This window comes from uncultured Methanobrevibacter sp. (genome assembly GCF_902770715.1).
In the GTDB taxonomy this organism is placed as follows: Archaea; Methanobacteriota; Methanobacteria; order Methanobacteriales; family Methanobacteriaceae; genus Methanocatella.
The window spans coordinates 45,604-68,654 of sequence record NZ_CACXTS010000012.1 but is presented as its reverse complement, the minus strand read 5'-3'; the positions used below and the strand labels follow the sequence as shown (position 1 = coordinate 68,654).

At 34.6% G+C, this 23,051-nt stretch carries 24 protein-coding genes; 11 read left to right on the top strand and 13 right to left on the bottom strand.

What is annotated here, in order from left to right:
* Positions 1-35 precede the first annotated feature (35 nt).
* From QZU81_RS04975 to QZU81_RS04965, 3 genes are all read left to right on the top strand, one after another.
* Positions 36-1,136 (top strand): oligosaccharide repeat unit polymerase family protein, encoded by a 1,101-nt coding sequence (locus QZU81_RS04975; protein ID WP_295589808.1) that lies wholly within the window; start codon positions 36-38, stop codon positions 1,134-1,136.
* Positions 1,133-2,203 carry a hypothetical protein gene (locus tag QZU81_RS04970; RefSeq protein WP_295589806.1) on the top strand — a complete coding sequence of 357 codons (1,071 nt, stop codon included), beginning with the start codon at positions 1,133-1,135 and terminating at the stop codon, positions 2,201-2,203. Before QZU81_RS04975 ends, QZU81_RS04970 begins: the two co-directional genes overlap by 4 nt.
* A gap of 400 nt (positions 2,204-2,603) precedes the next feature.
* On the top strand, positions 2,604-3,197 hold the full coding sequence (locus QZU81_RS04965) for an Hsp20/alpha crystallin family protein (protein WP_295589804.1): 594 nt from the start codon (positions 2,604-2,606) through the stop codon (positions 3,195-3,197).
* 32 nt (positions 3,198-3,229) lie between these two features.
* Here QZU81_RS04965 and QZU81_RS04960 read toward each other — a convergent pair whose 3' ends face one another.
* Complete coding sequence (locus tag QZU81_RS04960; RefSeq protein WP_295589802.1) at positions 3,230-4,240, bottom strand: SIS domain-containing protein; 1,011 nt, start codon at positions 4,238-4,240, stop codon at positions 3,230-3,232.
* Positions 4,241-4,330: 90 nt separating this feature from the next.
* Here QZU81_RS04960 and QZU81_RS04955 point away from each other — a divergent pair, with 90 nt between their 5' ends.
* Positions 4,331-4,957, top strand: a complete 627-nt coding sequence (locus QZU81_RS04955) for a DUF447 domain-containing protein (protein WP_295589800.1) — start codon at positions 4,331-4,333, stop codon at positions 4,955-4,957.
* Here QZU81_RS04955 and ade read toward each other — a convergent pair.
* The 7 genes from ade to QZU81_RS04920 form a co-directional block, all read right to left on the bottom strand.
* Positions 4,954-6,669: an adenine deaminase gene (gene ade / locus QZU81_RS04950; protein WP_295589797.1), complete on the bottom strand. Its 1,716-nt coding sequence runs from the start codon at positions 6,667-6,669 to the stop codon at positions 4,954-4,956. The two genes, QZU81_RS04955 and ade, sit on opposite strands and share 4 nt — an antisense overlap.
* On the bottom strand, positions 6,632-7,849 hold the full coding sequence (locus QZU81_RS04945; protein WP_295589794.1) for a TIGR00300 family protein: 1,218 nt from the start codon (positions 7,847-7,849) through the stop codon (positions 6,632-6,634). The genes ade and QZU81_RS04945 overlap by 38 nt, the downstream gene beginning before the upstream one ends.
* Before the next feature lie 112 nt (positions 7,850-7,961).
* Positions 7,962-8,777, bottom strand: coding sequence for a zinc-ribbon domain-containing protein (locus QZU81_RS04940; protein WP_295589791.1), 816 nt, complete (start codon positions 8,775-8,777; stop codon positions 7,962-7,964).
* Positions 8,778-8,789: 12 nt separating this feature from the next.
* On the bottom strand, positions 8,790-9,719 hold the full coding sequence (locus QZU81_RS04935; RefSeq protein ID WP_295589788.1) for a zinc-ribbon domain-containing protein: 930 nt from the start codon (positions 9,717-9,719) through the stop codon (positions 8,790-8,792).
* Positions 9,720-9,722: 3 nt separating this feature from the next.
* The gene (locus QZU81_RS04930) at positions 9,723-10,277 is read right to left on the bottom strand and encodes a hypothetical protein (protein ID WP_295589785.1); all 555 of its coding nucleotides are present in this window, start codon (positions 10,275-10,277) and stop codon (positions 9,723-9,725) included.
* Between the two features lie 9 nt (positions 10,278-10,286).
* Positions 10,287-10,505 (bottom strand): hypothetical protein, encoded by a 219-nt coding sequence (locus tag QZU81_RS04925; RefSeq protein WP_295589782.1) that lies wholly within the window; start codon positions 10,503-10,505, stop codon positions 10,287-10,289.
* Between the two features lie 5 nt (positions 10,506-10,510).
* A complete protein-coding gene (locus QZU81_RS04920; protein ID WP_295589779.1) occupies positions 10,511-11,017 on the bottom strand; it encodes a hypothetical protein in 507 nt (168 codons plus the stop codon).
* Between the two features lie 110 nt (positions 11,018-11,127).
* Here QZU81_RS04920 and QZU81_RS04915 point away from each other — a divergent pair, with 110 nt between their 5' ends.
* Positions 11,128-11,406, top strand: coding sequence for a helix-turn-helix transcriptional regulator (locus QZU81_RS04915; RefSeq protein WP_295589775.1), 279 nt, complete (start codon positions 11,128-11,130; stop codon positions 11,404-11,406).
* A gap of 41 nt (positions 11,407-11,447) precedes the next feature.
* Here the strand turns inward: QZU81_RS04915 and QZU81_RS04910 are convergent, their stop codons facing one another.
* The 3 genes from QZU81_RS04910 to QZU81_RS04900 all read right to left on the bottom strand — a co-directional run bounded on the left by QZU81_RS04910 (position 11,448) and on the right by QZU81_RS04900 (position 14,178).
* On the bottom strand, positions 11,448-12,785 hold the full coding sequence (locus QZU81_RS04910) for an NCS2 family permease (protein WP_292825080.1): 1,338 nt from the start codon (positions 12,783-12,785) through the stop codon (positions 11,448-11,450).
* Between the two features lie 86 nt (positions 12,786-12,871).
* Positions 12,872-13,738 (bottom strand): agmatinase, encoded by an 867-nt coding sequence (gene speB, locus QZU81_RS04905; protein ID WP_295589772.1) that lies wholly within the window; start codon positions 13,736-13,738, stop codon positions 12,872-12,874.
* A 41-nt stretch (positions 13,739-13,779) separates the two neighbouring features.
* The gene (locus QZU81_RS04900; protein ID WP_292825074.1) at positions 13,780-14,178 is read right to left on the bottom strand and encodes a translation initiation factor IF-5A; all 399 of its coding nucleotides are present in this window, start codon (positions 14,176-14,178) and stop codon (positions 13,780-13,782) included.
* Between the two features lie 192 nt (positions 14,179-14,370).
* Between QZU81_RS04900 and QZU81_RS04895 the strand changes: the two genes are divergently transcribed.
* From QZU81_RS04895 to QZU81_RS04870, 6 genes are all read left to right on the top strand, one after another.
* The gene (locus QZU81_RS04895) at positions 14,371-14,832 is read left to right on the top strand and encodes a pyruvoyl-dependent arginine decarboxylase (RefSeq protein ID WP_295589768.1); all 462 of its coding nucleotides are present in this window, start codon (positions 14,371-14,373) and stop codon (positions 14,830-14,832) included.
* A gap of 2 nt (positions 14,833-14,834) precedes the next feature.
* Positions 14,835-16,670, top strand: a complete 1,836-nt coding sequence (locus QZU81_RS04890; RefSeq protein WP_295589765.1) for a bifunctional NADP phosphatase/NAD kinase — start codon at positions 14,835-14,837, stop codon at positions 16,668-16,670.
* Between the two features lie 10 nt (positions 16,671-16,680).
* Positions 16,681-18,099 carry a coenzyme F430 synthase gene (cfbE, locus tag QZU81_RS04885; RefSeq protein WP_295589762.1) on the top strand — a complete coding sequence of 473 codons (1,419 nt, stop codon included), beginning with the start codon at positions 16,681-16,683 and terminating at the stop codon, positions 18,097-18,099.
* 143 nt (positions 18,100-18,242) lie between these two features.
* On the top strand, positions 18,243-19,112 hold the full coding sequence (gene hemC / locus QZU81_RS04880) for a hydroxymethylbilane synthase (protein WP_292825062.1): 870 nt from the start codon (positions 18,243-18,245) through the stop codon (positions 19,110-19,112).
* A gap of 14 nt (positions 19,113-19,126) precedes the next feature.
* Positions 19,127-20,080 (top strand): Gfo/Idh/MocA family protein, encoded by a 954-nt coding sequence (locus tag QZU81_RS04875; protein ID WP_292825059.1) that lies wholly within the window; start codon positions 19,127-19,129, stop codon positions 20,078-20,080.
* 13 nt (positions 20,081-20,093) lie between these two features.
* Positions 20,094-20,702 (top strand): orotate phosphoribosyltransferase-like protein, encoded by a 609-nt coding sequence (locus QZU81_RS04870; RefSeq protein WP_292825056.1) that lies wholly within the window; start codon positions 20,094-20,096, stop codon positions 20,700-20,702.
* Positions 20,703-20,765: 63 nt separating this feature from the next.
* Here the strand turns inward: QZU81_RS04870 and QZU81_RS04865 are convergent, their stop codons facing one another.
* Positions 20,766-22,457 (bottom strand): N-6 DNA methylase, encoded by a 1,692-nt coding sequence (locus QZU81_RS04865; protein ID WP_295589754.1) that lies wholly within the window; start codon positions 22,455-22,457, stop codon positions 20,766-20,768.
* Positions 22,447-23,013, bottom strand: coding sequence for a restriction endonuclease subunit S (locus QZU81_RS04860; protein WP_295589751.1), 567 nt, complete (start codon positions 23,011-23,013; stop codon positions 22,447-22,449). Before QZU81_RS04860 ends, QZU81_RS04865 begins: the two co-directional genes overlap by 11 nt.
* Between the last annotated feature and the right edge of the window lie 38 nt (positions 23,014-23,051).

Here is a 23,051-nt window from a genome sequence, read left to right as displayed (position 1 = left end):
TTTTAGGCTAATTAACTATTTTATGGTAGAGGACTATGGATTATAAAAAATATGATATTTTTTCACCAATGGTGTTTGTTCTATTGGTTATTATTTATTTAATGTTTTCAGAAATAGCATTTCATTATCATTTACATAAGTTAATTGGTGTTGATCTTTACACCATTGGCGTAATCTTCTTAGGAATCTTATTTTATATCATAGGTACTGCATTATCAAATTATTTTCTTAAGAATAAAGAAATTACTATAAATACTGGAAAAACAGATAAAATTTTCTCGGAACGCTTAGTCTTATCATTGGTAATAATTGGAATATTGCTTCAAATAGTGAATCTAATCTACTTGGGGGGCATTCCCCTATTTAGCGGTTATCTTAAAGCGCATGCCGCAACAAGGATATGGTTATTGAGTTATCTAATCTTTTTGCCTTCTATTAATATTCTAATAGCAAAATATGATAACAAAAAATATTATTTGTTGTTCATATTAGGTTTATTACTGTTTGTATCCACCGGATATAGAACAACTGCAATGGCTATCGTGATAAGCGTATTAATAACAACATATTATACAAAGGATTTGCCTTGGAAATATCTGATATTATCTGTAATCGCCATATTCATATTACTAGTGGTAGTGGGATATATTGCAGTCAAATCAATTGAATGGCAAACCTGGACATCAACTCCAATTGAACTATTATTTTATAGGGCGGGATACACTTTACAGGTCTTAGACCATGCAGTATTTCTGCAGGGCAGCACCCACGGTCAATTACTATATAATACATTGATGGGATTTTTCAAATCTTCAGATCCAAGGGTAATTGTTGGCTCAACAACATTAGGTTATGCGCATTCAACAACTTCAACGATTTTTGGACCTGCATTGTTGGATTTTGGATTATATGCCATGCTATTGCAAATGATAATCTTAGGATTTATAATGAATTTAATCTATAAAGTACAGATTAATGTCAAGAGCATTTTCATTGGATTGTATGCAATATTGTTGGCTCATTTAATAATATGGATAGAAACAGGACCTACCGATTTGGTCATATTTTTATTCTATTTAATTTCAATAATCCTCTTGATTTATTTAGTTAATATAAAAAAGGTGGGTAATAAATGAATATTGCTATTGTGGCAGAAACCGCTCCTGCAAAAGCCTTTATTCCAATCATTGAAAAAATTGATACAAATATTTTATCTTTAACTCATAGTGAAGGGGCAATGGAATTATTGAGCCCTTACAGTAAGGAAATTTTTTCAATAGGCGAAGGTCGAAGGAATACAACAAAAAAAAGAAGCAATTTCACAATCGCCAGACTAGTTTTAAAAGATACAATCCGCACATATAACGCTTTAAGAAAACATCCTGTTGATTTAACATTAACATGCGGGAATGCAGGGGATGTGCGTAAAGGAATCGCAGCATCAAAAAAATTAAATCTGCCAAAACTTCATATAGAACAGGATATTTATAACCCAATAGAAATGATAGCATATGCAGATTTAATCACAGTTCCCAATAAGGTAGCTATGAAACAATTAGAAGAGATGTATGATATTACAAATACTGTAAATATAAATGGATATCCTCTAGCGGAATATGTAAGCAGAGTTCCGATATTGGAACCTGAGAAAATATATGAACAGTACAAACATGACGATTTTTATGTTCTTTTTTTAGGTGGAGATACAAGAGCTTCAGATATTCCTGAAATAATCAAAGAAGTGGAAAAAATAGATAAAACCATATTAGTCATTCCATATAGGTTTGAAACATCTACCATAACCCCTCATATCACTAAAAACAATATTTTTGTTGTTGAGGGTTATGTGGATTTAATCAGTTTGATGAATGCTTCACAGGGAGTAATTTACTGTGCTGGAATGGGAGTGACAATTGAAGTTGGCGCCTTAGGAGTTCCCGCAGTAAAAATTTTGGGCTTCCATACCAAACATGCAAGTAATGATCTGGCTCAAGATTTAGGAATAAATGTTGCTTCTACACAAGATATTAATCATGCTGTTTCTAGGATGAAAAAACCTCAAGGCAAACGTTTAATTAAAAATGGTTGTAAAGCAAGTCTTAAAGTAGCTGAATTAACAACAAGTATGGACTTATATGATCAAAATTGCGGTGGCCTAAGCAGTTTAAGGAAAATCTGGAACCAGAGAAAGCAGTATCGATAAGACATTCCCAATTATCTTTTTTTAGGTTTAATTTGTTTAAAACACGTCACAGTTATATCGTTGCCCCAATTATATTCAAAAAAATTTTAATACTTACATCCAAAATAAGGCAAATTTAATCTGAAAACATGAAAAACATAAATTATACCCAATACAACCAATTAATTAATTGATTAAAAAAAATATAATCTAATTTTAAAGATTTAAAAACAGGTATTTAGAACATTGATAAAAGAATTTAGGAATTCGAAAAAAATAAAGCATCACACATATGAAAAATCAAAGATTAAAAGTTATACTTTTTAATAACTTTTAGTAAATTTAATAGAAAACTTTATATACTAACAAAAAGTAACTAATATATACTTATGATAATTCATCAATAAGGAGTGTGAAAAATATGGTAGACGAAGAAACTATTGATACCGAATTCACTGAAAAAGAAGAAACTGTTGAAGATGAAATCAACGAAGAAAAATCAAAATTTGATGAAAGAAAAGACGAAACAAAAGAAAAAATCGATGAAACAAGAGAAAAAACCAAAAACATTGCTGATAACGTTATCAACGATTTATACAAAAGCATCGATGAATTCAGAGAAAGCATCAAAAACATGCAAAAATCTGCAGATCAAAAATACTCTGACTACAAAAAAACAACAGTACAATCTATCGATATTGATTTAGTAGAAACCAAAGACATCTACTACATTAAAGCAGCAGTACCTGGTGTTGAAAAAGAAGATGTCTCAATCGAAGCAGGTGACAATGACATCACTATCGAAACTTGTTTCAAACCATACATCGAAGAGTTTGAAGAAGAAGACGAAGCTGAAGTAATTTTATCTGCAATTAAATCCGGTAAATGTGTTAAAACTGTAAGATTTGAAAACAGCATTGACCTTGAAAACATTACCGCAAAATTCTCTAACGGAATCGTTATTGTAACCATTCCAAAATTAATTATACCAAAACACAAAGTAAATGTAGAATAGATTTCTACATTTAATCTCTTTTTTAAAAAAAATTAATATCTGACTTTTCCTATGTGTCTTGTTGCACCAGGATCTTCACCATTGAAATGTGCCAAGTAATATACAAACCATTCAAGCGGAATTACCAAGATGAATGGAGATAATAATTTATCAACATCCGCATAATCATTTAATTCATATATTATGGACTTTAACTCTAAATTTTTAGAAAATTCAATAGCTTTATCAGTAATTTCATCAGATGGGAATTCTGATTTTAAAATAATAATAGGAACATCTTTTTCTGCCCTTTCAATTAAACCGTGCCTGAATTCAGCTGAATATTCTGGACATGCGTGCTTAACTGCACCTTCCATAAGCATGGTCATTGCCAATTTATATGCAAGACCAAAGTTAGGACCGCTTCCTAAACAATAAAAGATATCTTCATCCTTATACTGTTCAGCAAGTTCTTTGCTTTCATCTTCAGTTAATAAAAGCAATTTCTCTAACATTTTAGGCATTTCAGAAAGCTGAGCCAACAATTCAGTTTTGTTTTCATAATCACTTGCTTTAAATAGAATTCTATAAAGGCAAGCCAATTGAGTGATGTATGTTTTAGTACCTAAAATTGCAGTCTCAGTTTCACACCTGGTTATAATTGGAGTTTTAGCTTCTTTAATCATGGAACTTTCAGGTTCATTTGAAATAGCGACCGTATGAACATTGAATTCATTTGCTTTTCTAAGTGATGCCAATGTATCTGCTGTTTCACCTGATTGGGATGTGAAAATAGCAATGGAATTTTCTCCATCGACTAGCTTTTTATTGTAGTAAAACTCATATCCTGCATAAACTTCGATATCTATATTGGTGCTTGACATTCTGATTGCATCACGTACACTGTAGCAGGTTGAAATAGAACTGCCACAACCAATTAAATATACTTTATCGGCACTAGAAATCAAATTGGAGACTTCATCCAATGTAGCAAATTCTGATTCAAAAGTCTTCCTAAGTGATTCAGGTTGCTCCATCATTTCATCATACATCTTATATTTCATAGCTTAAACTCCTTTAAAATTAAATAATATTAATTATATATTGATTATTAACATATAAAAACATTTATTAAAAAATTAGCAATGATTAGAATGCAAATAGATTTATCTTTAATAGGGATGGAAAAAGGCAGACAGTACGAAACTGTGATTACAACAGAAAATTGTGAAAAAATTAAAAATGCCGCTCCAATAGGCGTACTTTGTTCAGGCCCTGACATGATTTTGAATCGTATTTTTAAAGGCAGCCATACTTTGGAAAATATCATTTCACAAAGGAAATTCATTGTAAACATCACACACGATCCGGAAATATTTATGCTGTCAACCATCGGAAATCTGAGTGAGGATTACTTTAACGAGGACAATTCCTTAAAGTGTGCAGAAGCCTACTTTAAATGTGAAGTGATTAGCCTTAGCGAGGCAGTAAAACAAAGCGACCCCATCAGAAAGAAAGAAGAGGCAATCGTTATTAAATCAAAAGTTACCGATTTGACAATTAACCAGCCTACCCGTGCTATGAATAGGGGATTTAGCTATGTCATCGAGTCCCTTTCCAACCTTACACGTTTTGATATGGTTGGTGAAGAGCAAAAAGAGGAATACCTTAACCGCTTTAGGGAAGCATTTCGCGTTGTAAGAAAAGTAGGCTACAAAGAGGATATAAAATCCATGAAAATAATAAAAGAAGAGTTAAGAAAAAAAGGCTATGAGCCTTAATCTCTAATAACATCAATAAATTCAAATGCATCTCCATCGAATAATCCCATATCAGATATTTTAATGGATGGAATTACCAATAATGCCATGAATGCCATTGTCATGAATGGAGACTTGAGGTTTGAACCTAATGCTGAAACCATATTGTGCAATACAGTCAATTTCTCTGCAACAACTTCTGCATCTTCATTAGACATAAGACCTGCAATAGGAAGAGGCAATGAATCAGAGAAATCTTCACTTACAACTGATATTCCGCCATGATTATCAATAACCTCATTTACAGCTTTGGCCATCATTTCTGAGTTATAGCCTACAACGATTATATTATGTGAATCATGAGCAACTGATGAAGCGATAGCTCCTTTTTTAAGTCCAAATCCTTTAATGAAAGCATTTGATACCTTGTTTCCACCATAACGTTCAACAACAGATATCTTTAAAACATCCTGGATGATATCCGGCTGAACAACTCCATCTTTGGTTTTTAATTTTGCAGTTGCCTTATTGGTCAATAAATCCCCGTCAATACATTCAATTACATTGACTTCACATTCATCGCCATCATATGATATGTCAAAATCACTAGCGGATTTTTTTGTTGCGTTTATTGAGTTTCTACCCTCAACTTTGGGTGCATCAAATAAAACATTTTCACCATCGAATACACATTCACCGCCAATATATGTTTCTAGAATATTTAAATCATGAATACTGTCAACAATGATAAAATCTGCATTTGCACCAACCACTATAGCTCCGCAGTTTAGATTATAATGATATGCCGGGTTAATTGTCACCATATTAATGGCATTTAGAATATCGATTCCCAATTCATATGCTTTCTTGACAGATTTGTTTAAATGACCTTCAAGTAAATCGTTAGGGTTTTTATCATCACTAACAATGAAATCAAACAATGGCGCATAGATTTTCTTTTCGAATATATCTCTAAAAATTACCCCAAATCTCTTAGGATCTTCAACATACGAATAAATATCTTCAATATTGAAAAGGTTTTCCATGTCTACTGCAGATGACCCATCACGGACCATAATTTTCATACCTTTCATCTTCTTTTCAAAGGCCTCTTGAATATTGCTGCACTCATGGTCAGTTGAAATCTGTTGTTTAAGATATTTGTTTAAATTCTCACCGGAAAGCAACGGCGCATGACCGTCAATCGGTTTGTTATGGATTCTAGCCAATTTTAACTTATTTAAAACCTCTTCATCACCATTGATTACACCAGGGAAATTCATCATTTCACCCAATGCAACAATTTCATCTTTTTTAAGCAAATAATTTATATCTGATGAATCTATAACCGCCCCAGCAGTTTCAAAAGGTGTTGCAGGCACACAGGAAGGTGCTGAGAAGAAGAAATTAAAAGGCACTTTCTTTGCATTATCAATCATTGCTTCAATACCTTCTATTCCTAAAACATTTGCAATTTCATGAGGGTCACAAACCACACCTGTAGTTCCATGACGCACAGCTATTTTAGCAAATTGTGCAGGAGTAAGCATACTGCTTTCAATATGAATATGTGAATCTATGAATCCTGGCATCATCAATCCAGGCATATCCAATACGGTATCCTCATCAACGAATATTGGTGTGATTTCTTTATATTTACCATCTTCAATAGTAATCCTTGCAGGATAAAAAGTATTAGTAATTACATCCAACATGAAAGCTGTAAATGACATGTCTATTCCTCCTGTAATGCCCTACAACCTGCGCACTTCCCCTATCGGATAATTTAGTAACGGTAGATGGATTGATATCTACACAGATACTTTTAACCCTTGAAGGCAAGAGATTACCAGTTGCAATGGAGTGGAGCATTGTTGCAATCATGATTACCATGTCAACTTCCTGAGCATAGTGTCTCATTAACTTTTGTGCTTCTGCAGTATCAGTAATGACATCTGGAAGAGGTCCGTCATCACGGATTGAACCTGCAAGAACATATGGAACATTGTTTTTAACACATTCGTACATTATACCGCTAGTTAAAGTACCGTCTTCAACTGCATTTTTAATTGAGCCTGAATTGTTGATCCTATTGATTGCCCTCATATGGTGTGTATGACCATGAGCCACAATCTTACCTGTTTCCACTTCAATACCTAAAGAAGTGCCGAATAAATCAGATTCAATATCGTGAGTAGCCAAAGCGTTTCCAGCCATGATTACATCAATGTATCCTTCTTTGATGAGTGAAGCCAAATATTTTCCGGAACCTGTGTGAACAATAGCCGGACCTCCGACAATACCGATTTTTCCGCCTTTCGCTTTGATTTCTTTCATTTCTTTGGCAATACCATTGATTAGATTCATTAAAGGCTTTTCGGAGGATACTTCACTGTTCATGAACTCGAATACCTGCTGTTCTTCCCTTGACCTGTGAGGAGGTGTTACCTTTACGCCGTCAAGGCCAACGACAATCTTATCTCCGGCCTTGACATCGGCAATAGGCTTTACAAATGCCCTGTTTTGATCTTCGTCAACAACAACCAAACAGTCCATTTCGATTTCCTCAACTGGAATCCAGTTGCCTTTGTAAAAAATATGAGTGGTATGATTAGATGATGAGTAAAAACCTTCAGGAGCGACCTTATCTTTTGAGGCTGCAACAAGGTTGACTTCCTTAATCTCATCAATTGAAGCACCGAGAACAGACAATTCATCTAAAATAGATTCTAATAATTCGGGAGAATCCGCTGAAACTTCAATTTTCGCATGACTTATATCTGATTTCTTACGTCCAACATCAATTTCCAAAATATCAAATTCTCCGCCTTTATCCATTATTATGCCCATTGTCCTGGTCAATGTCAATGAGTCAATAATATGGCCTGAAAGCTCAATAGTTCTTTTGTTCATAACAATATGCTCCATTTTTAGTTAATATTATAATTTTGTTTTTGGTGATATTTAATGGTATTGTTACGGTTGAAAAAAAAAGAAAAAAAGGATGTGAAAAACATTTTCACATTTATAACATACCCTTGAAATTATCTGTCAATCCAAGAATACTTTCTTTAAGGTATTTGTTTGAGACATATGCCATAACCGCTCCTAAAATAACAATCAATATCAAATGTCCCCCGAAAAATCCTTCATAAAATCCTGCGACAAAAGCCCCATAAGTGAATTCGACTAATGGATTTTCCAAAAGACCTAAAATTAATCCAACAATCAAACCAAATATTATTGCATTGGCTTCATTATCAATAGCTGCACCAAAAAATCCCACAGACAAAATGATTGCAATGACAAATGAAAACCATGAAAATCCAATTAATAATCCTATTACTGACAATATCAACGCTACAATCAAAGCGACGATTGAAGGCTTGATGATTGTGCTTAGATTAATCTTTTCTGCAAAAGAGCCTGCGGTTACTAATTCCTGTTTATTCTTCTCACCGGTGAACACATTCGCTCCGCACTTATCACAGAATGTAATGTCATCTTCAATTTCAGCTCCGCAATTAGGACAGTTCTTCTTGTTGGCCTTTTGAACATTTTCAACCTTAGTTCCGCATGTAGGGCAGAACAATGTATTTTCAGGCAAATTTGAACCACAGCTTTCACATTTTAATGAATCATCTTCCTCAATTTTGACTTCAGAACCGCAACTTGGGCAGAATGATTCATTTTCTTTCAATTGTGCACCGCAATTGCCGCATACTATTTCAGTATCTGCAACTTCATTTATTTCCTCCGATTTGACGAGACTACTCCCACAATTGGGACAGTTTTCCAGATCATCGGAAACATCCAATCCGCAATTACCGCATTTTACCATGAAATCACCATATTACCCGAACAGTAAATCTTGTTTAAGCTGATTAAATTCTTCTTGGGTGATTGCTTCACTTTCAAGCAATTCCTGGAATTCCTTTAATTGTTGCGCTTTAGTTGGTTCGGCACTTTGATTTTCAACAATGACCGTTTGAGGTTTATCTCTTAAAGCTTCATACAAATCAACTAAATTTTGCCCAAATTCATAACTAGGCAATCTAATTTCATAAGAAGTATTGTCGACTAGTTTTATTAATAACCTGTCGAACATGTTTGCACTGTCATTGTTTGCAACCATATCCTTAAATCTAGTTGCTTTAAGAGATTGAATTTTATTCTCAATGTCACGACGAATATCATGAGGAGAAGTCCAAGCCCTTTTGGTGATATCCTCATATCTACTTTCATCACCAAGTCTTTTTGTCACTCTCATTGAAACAATTTTATCAAAGTAGAAATTGTTTATTCCGGCATTTACTTTTTGGAAATCCCTATTATCAATTTCCATGAAAACAAATTTATTTTCTTTTATCAAGAAAAATCCATCAATCATTGTTTCATTACCTATGTACATACTAGGATTATATCCTAAAATAAATTTATTGATAGTATTGTGTTTGGAAGTTGATTCCTCCAACATGTTGAAACGTTTAACGCTGGTTAGGAAGTAGTCTTCATCCTTGATGCCAAACTCTTCGGCAAGTTTATCATATCTTGCAAGTATCTCATCACGCCTTGCATTCCATTCCTGTTGTTTGAATGAGATTGAAGCGCCGTTATCTAATTTATGACCGCATTCTACGCAGAAATTGGTATTCTGATTGTTTTTTGTTCCGCATTTTGGGCAAATATCAGAAGTTGATTCAAATTTTTCCACTTTTTCACCGCAATTGAAACAGAAATCAGACCCTACAACTTCTGCACCGCAATTGTTACATTTAACCATGATTTAACCCCAATTATTTTGATCAAGAGTTCTTTTGATCTTGTTTCCCCATGCATTATCTTCAATATTTTTTACAGTGGAGTCTAAGTTGCTTGAAACATTAGAAATGGATGAGTTTAATGCATTGATCTTATTGTCCATAATATCAATTTCCAATTTCATGAAACCCTTTTCAATATCAGTGTAGATTTTTGAGGTTTCTTCTGAAATCAATTCTACATCAGTTCCTTCATTCAACATGTCCATCAATCTTAGGAATACATGTTCCTGATGCTGTTTTTCATATTCTTTGATATCCTCAACACTGTAAATCCTATCCAACAGCATTTTAATCACATTAATGAAATCTTCCCTGTCGGAATGTTCATTGACATTATGCGGCAGAATATCAGTTTTAAGTAAAAATACAGATTGGACATCATTATCATTTTTCAACACTAAAGAATATCCTTTGTTTTCAATATAAACCAATGCTATTGACTGTTTTTCATAAATATCAATTTCCACTTTTGAGAATTCTTTTGGAATTGACAAGAAATCTAGATTACGTACTAACATTTTAACACCTCACTTTTTAATAAAATCCTTTGCAAATTTTCCTATGAAATAAATAGCAGCGCCAATTATAGCCAAAGATACCAAAATGGATAAAACACTTCCCAATCCTATGAGTAAAACTGGAATAATTCTGCCAAGGAACAGTACTGCGAATAGAACAATGCATATTATAGTGACAATGCCTGCTCCAAGTCCCATATTTTCAAAAAAATCTATTAAATCCATCATTTACCTCATTTAAATTTAACAGAACTTGCATAAGATTTTAGCATATCAAGGTCATATCCACCAACAAAAACGACCTTACTATTATCAGCACTTCTAACGCCAACTACATATTTCGGCAGGTTTGTCATGCCAATATCATTATTAAACACCAGCATATCCCCATCACTTTGATAAAAATCATAGACAAATGATTTTGTCAACACATCAATAGAATAATCTGCAGCATTTGAGTAACCTCCCCTCACTTGGGAATCATCATAATAGTAAACCGCAAATTCATCCTCATCAATGACCCCATTAGCGTCATCATCATTTAGATATTCTTTTGCACAGCCTAACGGTTTATTTGAATAACACCAGACAGCATCACTATAATGCTGACCCAATGGAACATTCATGGTGAATAATCCGTCAAAATCCTGTGTTGCGGTTGCAAATGAACTAACAGCAGTGATGGCGATCAATGCCAAAATAACGATTAACAGTAACCATCTTTTCTTGATAAGTATCACCTCGTTTATTCTGTGATAATAATTATGTTACACACACAATATAAACATTGCTATTAGCATGCTAATATCGTATAGATATCTATTAAATAGCTAAAATTAAATTTTTAAATATGAGCAAAAAAGATGATATGAGCATTATATCCCTGCTTGTCCGCTCCAAAAAAAGAATCAAAGTCCTGAAATCTTTGGAAAAGGAAGACAAGATTCCTTCAAAAATCAGCAAGGACATTGACGACAACAGCAATCATGTATCAAAATATCTGAAGACATTGAAAGAAGCGGAGTTAGTGGAATGTCTTAATGAAGAGGATAAAAGATACAGATTCTATAGTATTACAGATAAAGGCAAATACTATCTTAATAAAGTAGAAAAAGATTATAAAGACTAATTTTAAAAAAAAAGAAAAAAATTAAACTCACAGAAGTGAGTTTAAAGTCCGAAGAATAGGTATATTACAAATACAATAACCATTAACCAGATACCCCAGCCTAACTCTTTTGCTTTTCCACTAGCTAAGCTTGCAATTGCGTAAACAACGAATCCCCAAGCGATACCGAGTGAAATGGAGTAGGTTAAAATCATCATGATAATGGTCATGAATACGGAAGCCGCAACAATTAAGTTACCCCATTCAACTTCTTGTAATTGTGCAATCATTAAAATACCTACGATTACAAGTGCTGCACAAGTAACAGGAGAAGTAAATAATGATAACACTAATGGAGCAAAGAATATTGAAAGGATGAATAAGATACCGGTAACAATAGCAGTTAAACCAGTTTTACCACCGAGACCAATACCTGTTGCACTTTCTACGTATGCTGTAACGGTACTTGTACCGAATATTGCACCAACAATACCACCAACAGCGTCAGCTAAAAATGCATTTTGGATTCCAACAGCTTGACCTTCTTCATCTATAAATCCGCATTGTCTACCTAATGCCATCAAAGTTCCAGTTGTATCGAAGAATGTTACGAATACAAGTGAGAACAACATCATTATTAAGTTTGGAATGTTTGAGAATAACTGTCCAAATCCTTTCATGAATCCTGCAAATAGTGATAAATCAAAATCGGCTGAAATGAATTGAGCTGGAATAGCAGGCATTAACATGTCTCCTGCACCAAATCCGCATAAAGTGAATATTACACCAATGATAGCGGTTACAACCAATCCGATAAATACAGCAGCAGGTACTTTTCTTACATATAAAATTAAAGTAATAACAATACCTATCAATGCAAGAAGTGCTGGAGCGGACAAGAGTGATCCCATAGTAACGAAAGTAGAAGGATCAGCTACAATAATTCCTGCACCTTTAAGCCCAAGGAATGCAAGGAAGAATCCGATTGCAGCACCGATACCTAATTTCAAGTCAAGAGGAATAGCATTTAAGATAGCTTCCCTTAGACCGGAAATGGTAATGAGTAAAAAGATTATGCTTGAAATGAATACTGCTGCAAGCGCAGTTTCCCATGTGTTTCCCATTCCTAAAATGATTGTATATGTGAATAATGCATTAAGTCCCATACCTGGAGCTAATCCGACTGGATATTTAGCAACTAGCCCCATAATTATACTAGCTACACCGGAAGCAATCGCGGTAGCAAAGAATACTCCGGTAGCAGGCATTCCACCATCAGACAATATTATCGGGTTTACACCCAAAATGTAAGCCATAGCGAGAAATGTGGTGATACCTGCAAGAATTTCAGTTTTAAAATCAGTTCCATTTTCCGTAAATTTGAAAAAATTGTCCAACATATAACACCTCATCAGAAAAAAATATATTCCGATAGTATTATTTTTAAAAAAAAGTATTATTAAATATTACTAAAAAAATTGAAATGCTATTCGATTAAAGTTAAAAAATCATAAATAATTTTTGCTGCAACAACAGCTGTCGGATCGCCTAATTTATCGCTTGCGGTTTCTACAACATCAAAGCCCACAACATCCTTGCGGCATAATGTTTCAAGAATAGTTTCAATTTCAGATACGAATAATCCACCAGGTGTTGGATTTCCAACATTAGGAGCAATAGCTGGATTCATCACATCCATATCTATTGAAATGTAAATCGGACCATCAATATTCACCAAAAAGTATTCGATTGCATCCATGTGCTTGTGGACATCCCTAGTTTTGAAGGTTTGAATATTATAAGTCGATTTGACATATTCTTCCTCCTCCTTGGAAGATGACCTGATTCCAATCTGAACCAAATCGACACCCATTTCATGTGCTCTTCTCATGACTGTCGCATGGGAATATTTCTCGCCTATGAATTCAAATGCCAAATCCCTGTGAGCATCCAAATGGATGACTGTCAGCTTTTCATATTTTTCGGACAATACCTTGATGGCACCAATGGAAGCGGAATGTTCCCCTCCAATAATGATTGGCTTGATATTCAAATCCAAGAGTTCGCCAACTGTCTCCTCGACGATTTCACAAGTCTTTTGACAGTTTCCTGGAATGACATTGACGTCTCCAAAATCATAAAAAGTAGTTGTCAAGTCTTTATTAAAAACAGTATTATATTTTTCAAAACCAAATGATGCTTCCCTTACAACAATTGGTCCTAAACGTGCACCGGAGTGATAAGAAGTGGTGCTGTCAAATGGAACTCCGATTATTCCAAATGAATTTTCTTTAAAATTCTCATTTTCTTTTGAAAATGCAAATTTCCATGGTTCATATGTATTTAAAAGCATAATTATTCTTAAAAGGAAAAAATAATAAGAGAATAGAATCTCTAGTTAGATCCTCTAGTTCTCATTATTTTCATGTTTCCTAAAGCAACAATATATTCAACTTCAATACCTTCAACGATAGAATCTTTTAAGTCTTCAGGCATTGGTAAGTCGATAGTATCGTAATTTTCCATGTCCATTAATTGAACAGTGTCACCTTGGATAGAAATAACTTGTCCTAATCTTTTATCGATGATAGGAGTGTCTACTTTGTTATCTACAGGTTTTACTAAACTTCTTTTTTGGTTGTCAAAGACACCAACAGCTTCGATTCTTGCTTTAGCAGCTCCGTGTTTACCTGGAGATGAAGTTGTGTAACTGATAATCTTACAAGCTTCTCCGCCTAAAACAATATATTTTCCAACTTTTAATGTTTTAATTTCTACAACTTTTGTTGACATTAATTTTTCCTCCATATTTAAAAACCGGTTTTTAATCTGATAATAAGGAATATTATTAGATTATATTAAATTATCTTTTCCATTTTATATAAAGTATTCGTTGAAAATAGGTTTTTTGAAAAAAATTTTATAAAAAAGAATATTTGAATATTTATTTAAAATATAAAATACAAAAATAGATTCAGTGATAAAATGAAAATAGCTATTGTATCTGGAAGTGATGAAGGTCCTACAAAACTGAATGCATTTGACAATGCTCTGACCGATGCCGGAATTGGTGATGTAAACTTAATAAAAGTATCCAGTATGCTTGCAGGCAATGCCGAAATCAGTGAATTGCCTAAACTAAAAGCTGGAGCCATGGTGAACTGTGTCTTATCAGAAGTCACATCAGACGTTCCTGGAGATGAAATTACCGCAGTAATTGCAGTAGCTATCGGAACTGAACTCGGTTGTGTGGTTGAAACAACCGGAAAAAATAAAGAGGCTGATGACCTAATAGAAGAAGCGAAAATGATGGTTGAATATATGATGGAAAAGCGTGGAGTTGAAATCAAAGATTTGATTGTTGAATGCTCCACTACAACTGTTAGCAAAACAGCATCAGTTGTTGCATCAGTAGTTTATCTAAATGATGAGATTGTTGAGGGATGAAAATGGATGCAAAAGACAAACAAATAGCAACAGACCTGGCATATGAAATAATCCGCGAAGTTTCAAGAGCCATAAGGCCGTATGTCGGAAAACCCGAATCCGCAGAAAAAGTAAAGATGGGAGCGGACGGCACACCGACATCACTGATTGACATCATAGCTGAAGACAAATTAATCAACATCTTAAAAAATGCGCCTGTACTCTCATATATTGTTAGCGAAGAGATTGGAGAGTTGAAACTCGGCCGTGGGACTAAAAGAAGCATTACACTTACCCAAGAACTTAGACGTGAAGACCTGGAGGAGGACGAAATCCCAAAATTCATATTCCTAATCGATCCTGTTGATGGAACAAACAATGCGATCAAGGAAATTCCTGCATACGCCATTTCAATAGCTGTCGCAAATGTTACACAAGGTCGTCTTGCAACATTGGACGATGTCGAACTAGGTTTTATTAGCAATTTGGCAAACGGTAACTTTTTTGAAGCTGAAAAAGGAAAGGGATGCTGGTTAAACAATGAAGAGGTAACACCGAGCACAAATGTCAACATCAGCAAAATGACTCTAGGAGGATTTACAAAAAGTGGAACATCACAGGCTTCCAAGCTTGTCGATAATGCACGCCGTATGAGAGTTCTTGGAAGCGTTGTATTGGAATTGTCATATGTTGCAAGCGGAAGATACGATGCGTTTCTTGACCTTAGGGGAAGTAGAATCATTGACATTGCAGCTTCCAAACTAATTCTTGAAGAAGCAGGATGCACAATCACAAACAAATATGGTCAAAAGCTCAACAACAAGTTAAGCATTTATGAAAAGGCCGTTGTTGTTGCTGCAAACAACAAGATACTTCACAAGCAACTGATTGATATCCTAAACGATAATCAGACAGACTTTATAGGAAAAGTCGGCATTATTGCAAGAATAGACCAGACAAGGCCAATACTCTTTTCAGCAAAAGTCATCGAATACCTCCTTACAAACGGGCGTGAAGTGATAATCGAAAAGAGACTAGCCCACGAATTGACTAAATTAAAAGAGGATCCGGACATTGACAACATAATTATCAAAGTTAAAGAGGAATATCCTGAAATAGCCCATCTTCTTGATGACATTAACCTTGATATTGACTTCAAACAGTTATCTGAAAATATCTTTGACTTCGACTGTGATATGGCACTGATTTTAGGAGGGGACGGAACACTTCTACGAGCGCAGGGAAAAATGAACCCAGACATTCCAATATTCGGAATCAACATGGGTACAGTCGGATTTTTAACAGAAATTGAAGCTGTACATACATTTGAAGCACTGAACGACATTCTCAAAGGAGATTACTATAAAGAAAAAAGAACAAGACTTGTCGTTTCACACGAAAACCACAAATACAGTGCAATGAACGAAGTAGTCGTAATGACTGACAAAACAGCAAAAATGCTTCATTTTGAAATACAGGTGGACGGCGAAATTATTGAAGAGGTTCGGGCTGACGGACTTATCATTTCAACACCAAGCGGTTCTACTGCATATGCCATGTCTGCCGGAGGGCCTATTGTCGACCCTAAAGTTGAAGGATTCATCATTATCCCAATTTGCCCATACAAACTTGGAGTAAGGCCGTTTGTAGTATCAGACAATAGTGAAATAACAGTTAAACTACTTAAAAAGGGTAAAAGTGCAGTATTTGTAATGGACGGTCAGATCAACGAGGAAGCGGAATATGAAGAGGAAATCAAATTCAAAAAATCAGATAAAGATGCATACTTCATAAGAACTTCCACCAAATACTTCTATGAAAAAGTGAAAGACAAGTTAAACGAAGGCGGAATCCACTAATGGTGAAATCATGAACCATCTAGTGATTGACTTGACCCATGGCGGAGTCAAAATCGCCATTAGCCTTGCAAAAAAAGGAAAAAATGTCCTTGCCTATGACCTCTACAATACATTGGACAAGATTGACGCCAAAATGCTCAGCATTTACTATGTGGAACTTATTCAATTAAATGATTTAAGTGATTTCAAAGGAGATATGAATGTAATCTATCCTATTCATATGCCATTAGCCTTTGAGGATATTACAAAAAACAACCCTGAATTAAATTATACTTTTCAAACCCACCATGAAGCCATATTTGAACTTCTCAAGGATTGGGGAGATGACATTCCAAAAGTTGAAGTTACAGGTGTGAAAGGCAAAACATCAACCGTCTTCATGCTCAAGGAAATCCTAATAGATGAAGATCCTCTGATTTTATCAAGCCTTGGCGCACTGCTTTATGAAGATGAAAGGGAGATAATGTTAAAACGCAATATTTCAATAACTCCTGCAAACATTAAGGAAACAATTGACCTAGCTTATAAAATAGCGAATCCCATCTGTAAAATTGCAGATGGCATTGTTGAAAGTCAAAACTTAAGAAAATACAATTCTGCAATATTTGAGTCATCACTTGGTGTAAGCGGCATTGGAGATGTTGGAGTTCTGTTAAATATTGCAGAAGACTATCCAATAGCCAAAGGAAAAAGCAGCGCATCAAAAGCGAAAAAGCAAGTATTCCGATGCAACACAGTCGTGTGTGAAAAAGATGCATATGACACTTATTATAGCGATGTGGAGCATGACAAGGTAAACACATTCTCATTAAATGACCAATCTTCCAACTTATATCTGGAAAATGTTGCATATTCCTTGGATGAAACTACAATGAGCATTGCCTTTAAAGATGTTAAGACCATAAACGACAATATTTTCAGCGGCAAAATCACTTTAAAAGCATTTGCACCTGGAAAACATAATGTAAGCAATGTTTTAGGGGCGGTTTTGACTGCATTGAGTCTAGAAATTCCACCGGATAAAATTGTCAGGGGAATTAAAAATTTCAAAGGAATACCTGGAAGAACCAATAAAAAGCAGATGGAAAACTCAACCATCATTGAAGAGATAAACCCCGGAATAAACACAAAAGCCATTGAAGAATCCATCAACATGGTCAGCAGTTTGGATGACTATATCGTGGCTATCGGCGGTGATTATGGCATAACCTGTGAAGAGATTGATGAAGATAAAGTAAGCGAATTTTTAGATAGTCTAGATATTGAAGTAATTCTTACAGGAAACGTTGGCTTTAGCATTTCTAAGAAAATGTCCAAAGAGTGTCCCGTTATTGAAGATTACAATAAGGTATACGATATTGCAGTTGAAAATAATAAAAATCTTCTTTTTATTTACAGATCGGATTATAAAAAACTTTCACAAAGATGATTTAAGCTATTTTTAAAGACTTTAAATAACCCATTCAACAAAAAATTCTAAACATTTAATAATAATTAACTTCAAAAATTAACAATGTAACTATCTTTATAAGTTATACCTTATAAAATGAATTTGAAAATAGGAGATTATACATGATTGTAGGAACACGCGGAAGTCAACTAGCTTTAGCCCAAACCAAGCAAGTATGTGCTGATTTACAAAAGATTACCGGCAAAGCTATTGATTTAGAAATAATTAAAACTAAAGGAGATAAAATAACTACCTCTCAACTATACAATATGGATTCAAAAGGTCTTTTTACAAAAGAACTTGATATTGCACTTTTAGAGGAAGAGGTTGATTTTGCCGTCCACAGTTTTAAGGATTTGCCTACCGAATTGGATGAAGATTTGGAAATAGTGGCCGTTCCCAAACGTGAATCTCCAAATGAGGTGCTTATTTCTTCAAAATCATGGGCAGAACTTGAACCGGGATCCAAACTTGGAACAAGCAGCCTTAGAAGAGAAGCATTCTGTAATCATTACAATAAAGAATTTGAACTTAAACCTATTAGAGGAAATATCGAAACTAGGATTGATAAGGCGCTTAATAGTGATTTGGATGCAACCATTATGGCCGAAGCCGGCCTTAAAAGATTGAATCTTACAAAATACATCAAAGAGGTGTTTCCGATTAATTATATCACACCGCCTGCAGGCCAAGGTGCACTAGCTATCATCACTAGAAAAGATTCCGATAAGAAAGAGACAATTCAAAAGTTAAATGATTACATATCCATGCAGGAAGTTCTTGCAGAAAAAATGGTCTTAGAAGAACTTGGCGTAGGTTGCCAATGGCCAATCGGAGCTATTGCTCGCATGAATGATAAAGAATTTAATATTTATTCAATATTATTAACTAAAGAAGGAGAAATCCTTTCTGAAAAACAAGAGAAAGGTTCTATAAGAAATGCACTTGAACTTGGCAGGCGCATTGGGGAACATTTCCAAGATTATGTTTAAACGGAGGAATTAAATTGAGAACTGTTAACGTTGGAGTTATTGGGGTAGGTGCAATGGGTGAAAACCACGTTCGTGTCTATCACAAAATGGAAGAAGCGAATTTAGTCGCAGTAAGTGATGTAAGTGAAAGAGCGCTTAAGAAAATTGAGAAAAAATATGGTGCAAAAGGATTTACAGAGTATAGCGAATTGCTTGAAAATCCGGATATTGAAGCTGTAAGCGTATGTGTTCCAACCACTTTCCACCACGATGTGGTAATGGAAGCAATCAAACACAAAAAACACGTTTTGGTTGAAAAGCCGATTGCATTTACAGTTGAAGAAGCTGAAGAAATGATTGCTGCTGCTAAAGAAGCTGGAGTATTGCTTGCAACAGGACATGTTGAAAGATTTAATCCTGCTGTTCAAAAGGCTAAAGAACTTATTGATGATGGAGTAATTGGCGATGTAGTATCTGCATTTGCAAAAAGAGTAGGGCCCCTCCCACCAAGAATAAAAGACGTTGGTGTTTCAATAGACTTGGCTATTCACGATTTAGACATTATGAATTATCTATTTGATGAAGAAGTGACTCAGGTTTATGGTTCAATGAACTGCAGTTTTGATGACAGTGAATTTGAAGACCATGCTGAGATTATGGTAAACTTTGATGATGAATCAACCGGAATTATTGAAGTTAACTGGTTAACCCCATACAAGCGTAGAGAATTAGAACTCACAGGTACTGCAGGAATCATATCTGTGGATTATATCAAGCAAAGTATTGAAGTTTACGGTAAATTCGCACAAGATATCCAAATCAAACATGAAGAACCTTTAAAAGGTGAATTAAAATCCTTCTTAAATGCAGTAGTGAATAACATAGAACCAGAAATAACTGGTGAAGACGGGCTTAAAGCTCTCAAAATGGTTATTGCTGCTAACAGATCCTCTAAAGAACATAAACCAATTAGTTTTGAAGAATTATAATTAAGGTGATAATGTGAAAGAAAAATTAATTGCAAAAGCACAAGAATTAAGACAACACGGTTTTACAACCGGTGAGATTGCTGACGAACTTAATGTGAGTATGGATACCGCAAGATGGTTAACACTTCAAAAAGCTGAAATTAAAACCGAAGCTCCAGTAGACTTTGCTATCAACTGGAAAAGCATTGGAGGAAATTCCACTCGTTTAAGTTATGTATCAGGTGCTTTAAGTGATATGGCATTAACCCATGGAGATGTGGATACCATTGTGGGCGTTGCAGTTAGTGGAGTTCCATTTGCAACCTTAATGGCGGATTTTATTGAGGATATGACTGGTATGGATACATCTATTGCTATTTTCCACCCAAACAAACATAGGTTAAACAATGATGAAATCGATGATGAAGGTGCAATAAGTACTAACTTTGGAACTGTAGAAGGCAAAAAAGTTGTAATCGTTGATGACGTTATCACCAGTGGAAAAACTGCAAAAGAAGTTATTCACACAGTAAAAGATCTTGGCGGAGAGCCAACATGCGTTACTGTATTAATCGATAAAGCAGGCCTTTCCGAAATTGAAGGAATTCCTGTTGAATCTTTAATTAAAATTAGTAGATTATAAATCTACTATCACCTTATTTTTTTAAGCAAACGAAAAAAAATGTTGAGGACAGGAAATTCCGTCCTAAAACTTAATATCCAATTCATCCATCATTTTATCAATTTTCTTATTTAACTCTTTAATATTTGAGGTGATTTCTTCTTTTTCATGAGTCAAATCACTTAGTTGAATGAATTCGCCTTCAAATGTGTCAACATATCTTGAAACAGACAGATTAAAGTCATTTCTAACAATATCTGATATTTTTACAACATTTGAATATCTGTCAATGATTTCCTTATTGACGTATGTTTTAACAAGTTTGCTGACTGTTTTATCATCCAATAGCAAGTTCCTCTTGAACGCACCCGGCAAAGCATTATGGGCTCTTTTTGTATCGAAACCTTGTGAGAGATCAATGAATAAAACATTGTCATCGGACTTGTTTTTCTTGAATACACAAATGATTTCAGGCCTTGAATATCTTCCAAGAACGTCAGGCATGCTTATGATAGTGTCAATGAAGTTATTCTCATAGGTTAAGTATTTTCTCAATGTCTCAAGCGAATTCTTGAATAGGAAGCTTTGGGAAAGTGATACGACCATGACTCCATCATTTTTAAGGCAATTGATCAAATTAATAAGGAACAGATATTCACTGTCCTTGAGTGATTCGTACTCGCCTGTGAATTGAATTTGGGAGTTGAATTCATCATCAATTTGTTCGAGTAAATTTTCCAGAGCATCATTCAGCTGTGAATCGTTTGCAAAGGAGTTTTCATCCATTTTAAAGTTTTTTGAAAGTACATTTTCAAGTTTTCTTCTTCTGTTCCTCTTTGCCAATTCAATATTCTGAACCTTATTTCTGGCTTTTGAACTCCAACCGCCGATGTGTGGGAATTTTGACATGATTACATCAAATGAAGCTCCATTGATATCGACTGAATCAATTGAATTTCCGAATTCTAAAAATACATTATCCAAATCGAAGTAGTGCATCAGCATATTTACAATACTTACGCAGTAGGTAATCTCATCATAACCCTTTCCATAAGATTTGCCGTAACTGAATGGAAATTTCTCTGATAATTTAACCAGTGAAGATGCATCATTCAAAAACGGATTATAAACATCCATCGGCGATGATTTGCTTGCACAGACCAATTCCGTTAGAATATAATTGACATAATCGGGATCATGGTCAATATTGATGTTTCTGAATTGGCAAATCTGGTTGAAAACTTCGCTGAACGGGAATTTTTCTTCATATATATCCAATTTCGAAATGGAATAGATAATGTCTTTATAAAGCAGATTATGTTCAGAGTCATATTCCAACTTGTCAATGTTGATTTCCCTTTTAAATGCATCAAACAGGAATTTAAAGTATTTTTCATAATTTGAATTCGGAACAAACTCGATATTCTTACTGAATGATGAAAAGAATGATGATAAAAAGAATCTTTCCTGATATTTGGTGTTGATTACTTCATCAATGTACGCTTCGGGATTGTTGATGTAGTATCCGAACATGTGAAATGCATCATCCCTAAATACTTCCCGATAATAGGAATCTCTGAAAGCTTCATCCAGGGTGATTTCCTTATCTTCAATTGCGCTTAAAAAATAATCCTTAAGTGAATCAGAACAGTATTTATATAAAAATGTAAAAACCAAAAGATAAGAGACATCTCGGGAGTAGTCTGCCTGTCTAAGTTTGGTTCTGATGTTTCTGAAAATTGTGTTGTTTGATGATCGTTTCTGCCTATTCATCATCTTGCCCCCAAAGCTTGTTTAAAATTCCCTCTTTGAGACGCCTGTCATATTCCACAACTTTCAAATCCTGGGCGATTTTTTCATTAATGGTGTTTAGGAGCTCCCCGTATTTTACCTGTGTTTCATAATCGGGGACTCTGAGGTTGATTTCCTTAATTTCTTTGATGGATATATGTGGTATTCTTTCTGTACTTCCAATGTCATGCAATTGTTTTTTAACATGGGCATTGGTGAGTAAATGAGCAATAAATGCTGGGTCATGGTTGTTATGAAGTCTTATAATGGCGATTCTATCGCTTATTACAAGGCCTTCCAGGTTTGGGTGAACTACATCAAATGGATATGGCATTCTCATCAACACGTCACATTTTTTTGAAAAAAACCTTTCCTTAATTTCTGAATTTAGCCTGATTTTTTCAAAATCGTTGATGACTCCATCTCCCTTGATGGATCTTTGAACGACGACATCGCATTCCACTCCGTTATCGTCTAGATAACGCCTATATGAAAGACCAGAGTATATCTCTGCAATATCTTTTAGTTTTACATCATGCATCTTTCTCACTAATTATAGTTTATTTTAATAAAATATAA

Excerpts from the sequence above, each read along its gene's own strand:
- QZU81_RS04975 (WP_295589808.1), top strand. The coding sequence starts at position 36 with ATGGATTATAAAAAATATGATATTTTTTCACCAATGGTGTTTGTTCTA.
- QZU81_RS04970 (WP_295589806.1), top strand. The coding sequence starts at position 1,133 with ATGAATATTGCTATTGTGGCAGAAACCGCTCCTGCAAAAGCCTTTATT.
- QZU81_RS04965 (WP_295589804.1), top strand. The coding sequence starts at position 2,604 with ATGGTAGACGAAGAAACTATTGATACCGAATTCACTGAAAAAGAAGAA.
- QZU81_RS04960 (WP_295589802.1), bottom strand. The coding sequence starts at position 4,240 with ATGAAATATAAGATGTATGATGAAATGATGGAGCAACCTGAATCACTT.
- QZU81_RS04955 (WP_295589800.1), top strand. The coding sequence starts at position 4,331 with ATGCAAATAGATTTATCTTTAATAGGGATGGAAAAAGGCAGACAGTAC.
- ade (WP_295589797.1), bottom strand. The coding sequence starts at position 6,669 with ATGTCATTTACAGCTTTCATGTTGGATGTAATTACTAATACTTTTTAT.
- QZU81_RS04945 (WP_295589794.1), bottom strand. The coding sequence starts at position 7,849 with ATGAACAAAAGAACTATTGAGCTTTCAGGCCATATTATTGACTCATTG.
- QZU81_RS04940 (WP_295589791.1), bottom strand. The coding sequence starts at position 8,777 with ATGGTAAAATGCGGTAATTGCGGATTGGATGTTTCCGATGATCTGGAA.
- QZU81_RS04935 (WP_295589788.1), bottom strand. The coding sequence starts at position 9,719 with ATGGTTAAATGTAACAATTGCGGTGCAGAAGTTGTAGGGTCTGATTTC.
- QZU81_RS04930 (WP_295589785.1), bottom strand. The coding sequence starts at position 10,277 with ATGTTAGTACGTAATCTAGATTTCTTGTCAATTCCAAAAGAATTCTCA.
- QZU81_RS04925 (WP_295589782.1), bottom strand. The coding sequence starts at position 10,505 with ATGATGGATTTAATAGATTTTTTTGAAAATATGGGACTTGGAGCAGGC.
- QZU81_RS04915 (WP_295589775.1), top strand. The coding sequence starts at position 11,128 with ATGAGCAAAAAAGATGATATGAGCATTATATCCCTGCTTGTCCGCTCC.
- QZU81_RS04910 (WP_292825080.1), bottom strand. The coding sequence starts at position 12,785 with ATGTTGGACAATTTTTTCAAATTTACGGAAAATGGAACTGATTTTAAA.
- speB (WP_295589772.1), bottom strand. The coding sequence starts at position 13,738 with ATGCTTTTAAATACATATGAACCATGGAAATTTGCATTTTCAAAAGAA.
- QZU81_RS04900 (WP_292825074.1), bottom strand. The coding sequence starts at position 14,178 with ATGTCAACAAAAGTTGTAGAAATTAAAACATTAAAAGTTGGAAAATAT.
- QZU81_RS04895 (WP_295589768.1), top strand. The coding sequence starts at position 14,371 with ATGAAAATAGCTATTGTATCTGGAAGTGATGAAGGTCCTACAAAACTG.
- QZU81_RS04890 (WP_295589765.1), top strand. The coding sequence starts at position 14,835 with ATGGATGCAAAAGACAAACAAATAGCAACAGACCTGGCATATGAAATA.
- cfbE (WP_295589762.1), top strand. The coding sequence starts at position 16,681 with ATGAACCATCTAGTGATTGACTTGACCCATGGCGGAGTCAAAATCGCC.
- hemC (WP_292825062.1), top strand. The coding sequence starts at position 18,243 with ATGATTGTAGGAACACGCGGAAGTCAACTAGCTTTAGCCCAAACCAAG.
- QZU81_RS04865 (WP_295589754.1), bottom strand. The coding sequence starts at position 22,457 with ATGATGAATAGGCAGAAACGATCATCAAACAACACAATTTTCAGAAAC.
- QZU81_RS04860 (WP_295589751.1), bottom strand. The coding sequence starts at position 23,013 with ATGCATGATGTAAAACTAAAAGATATTGCAGAGATATACTCTGGTCTT.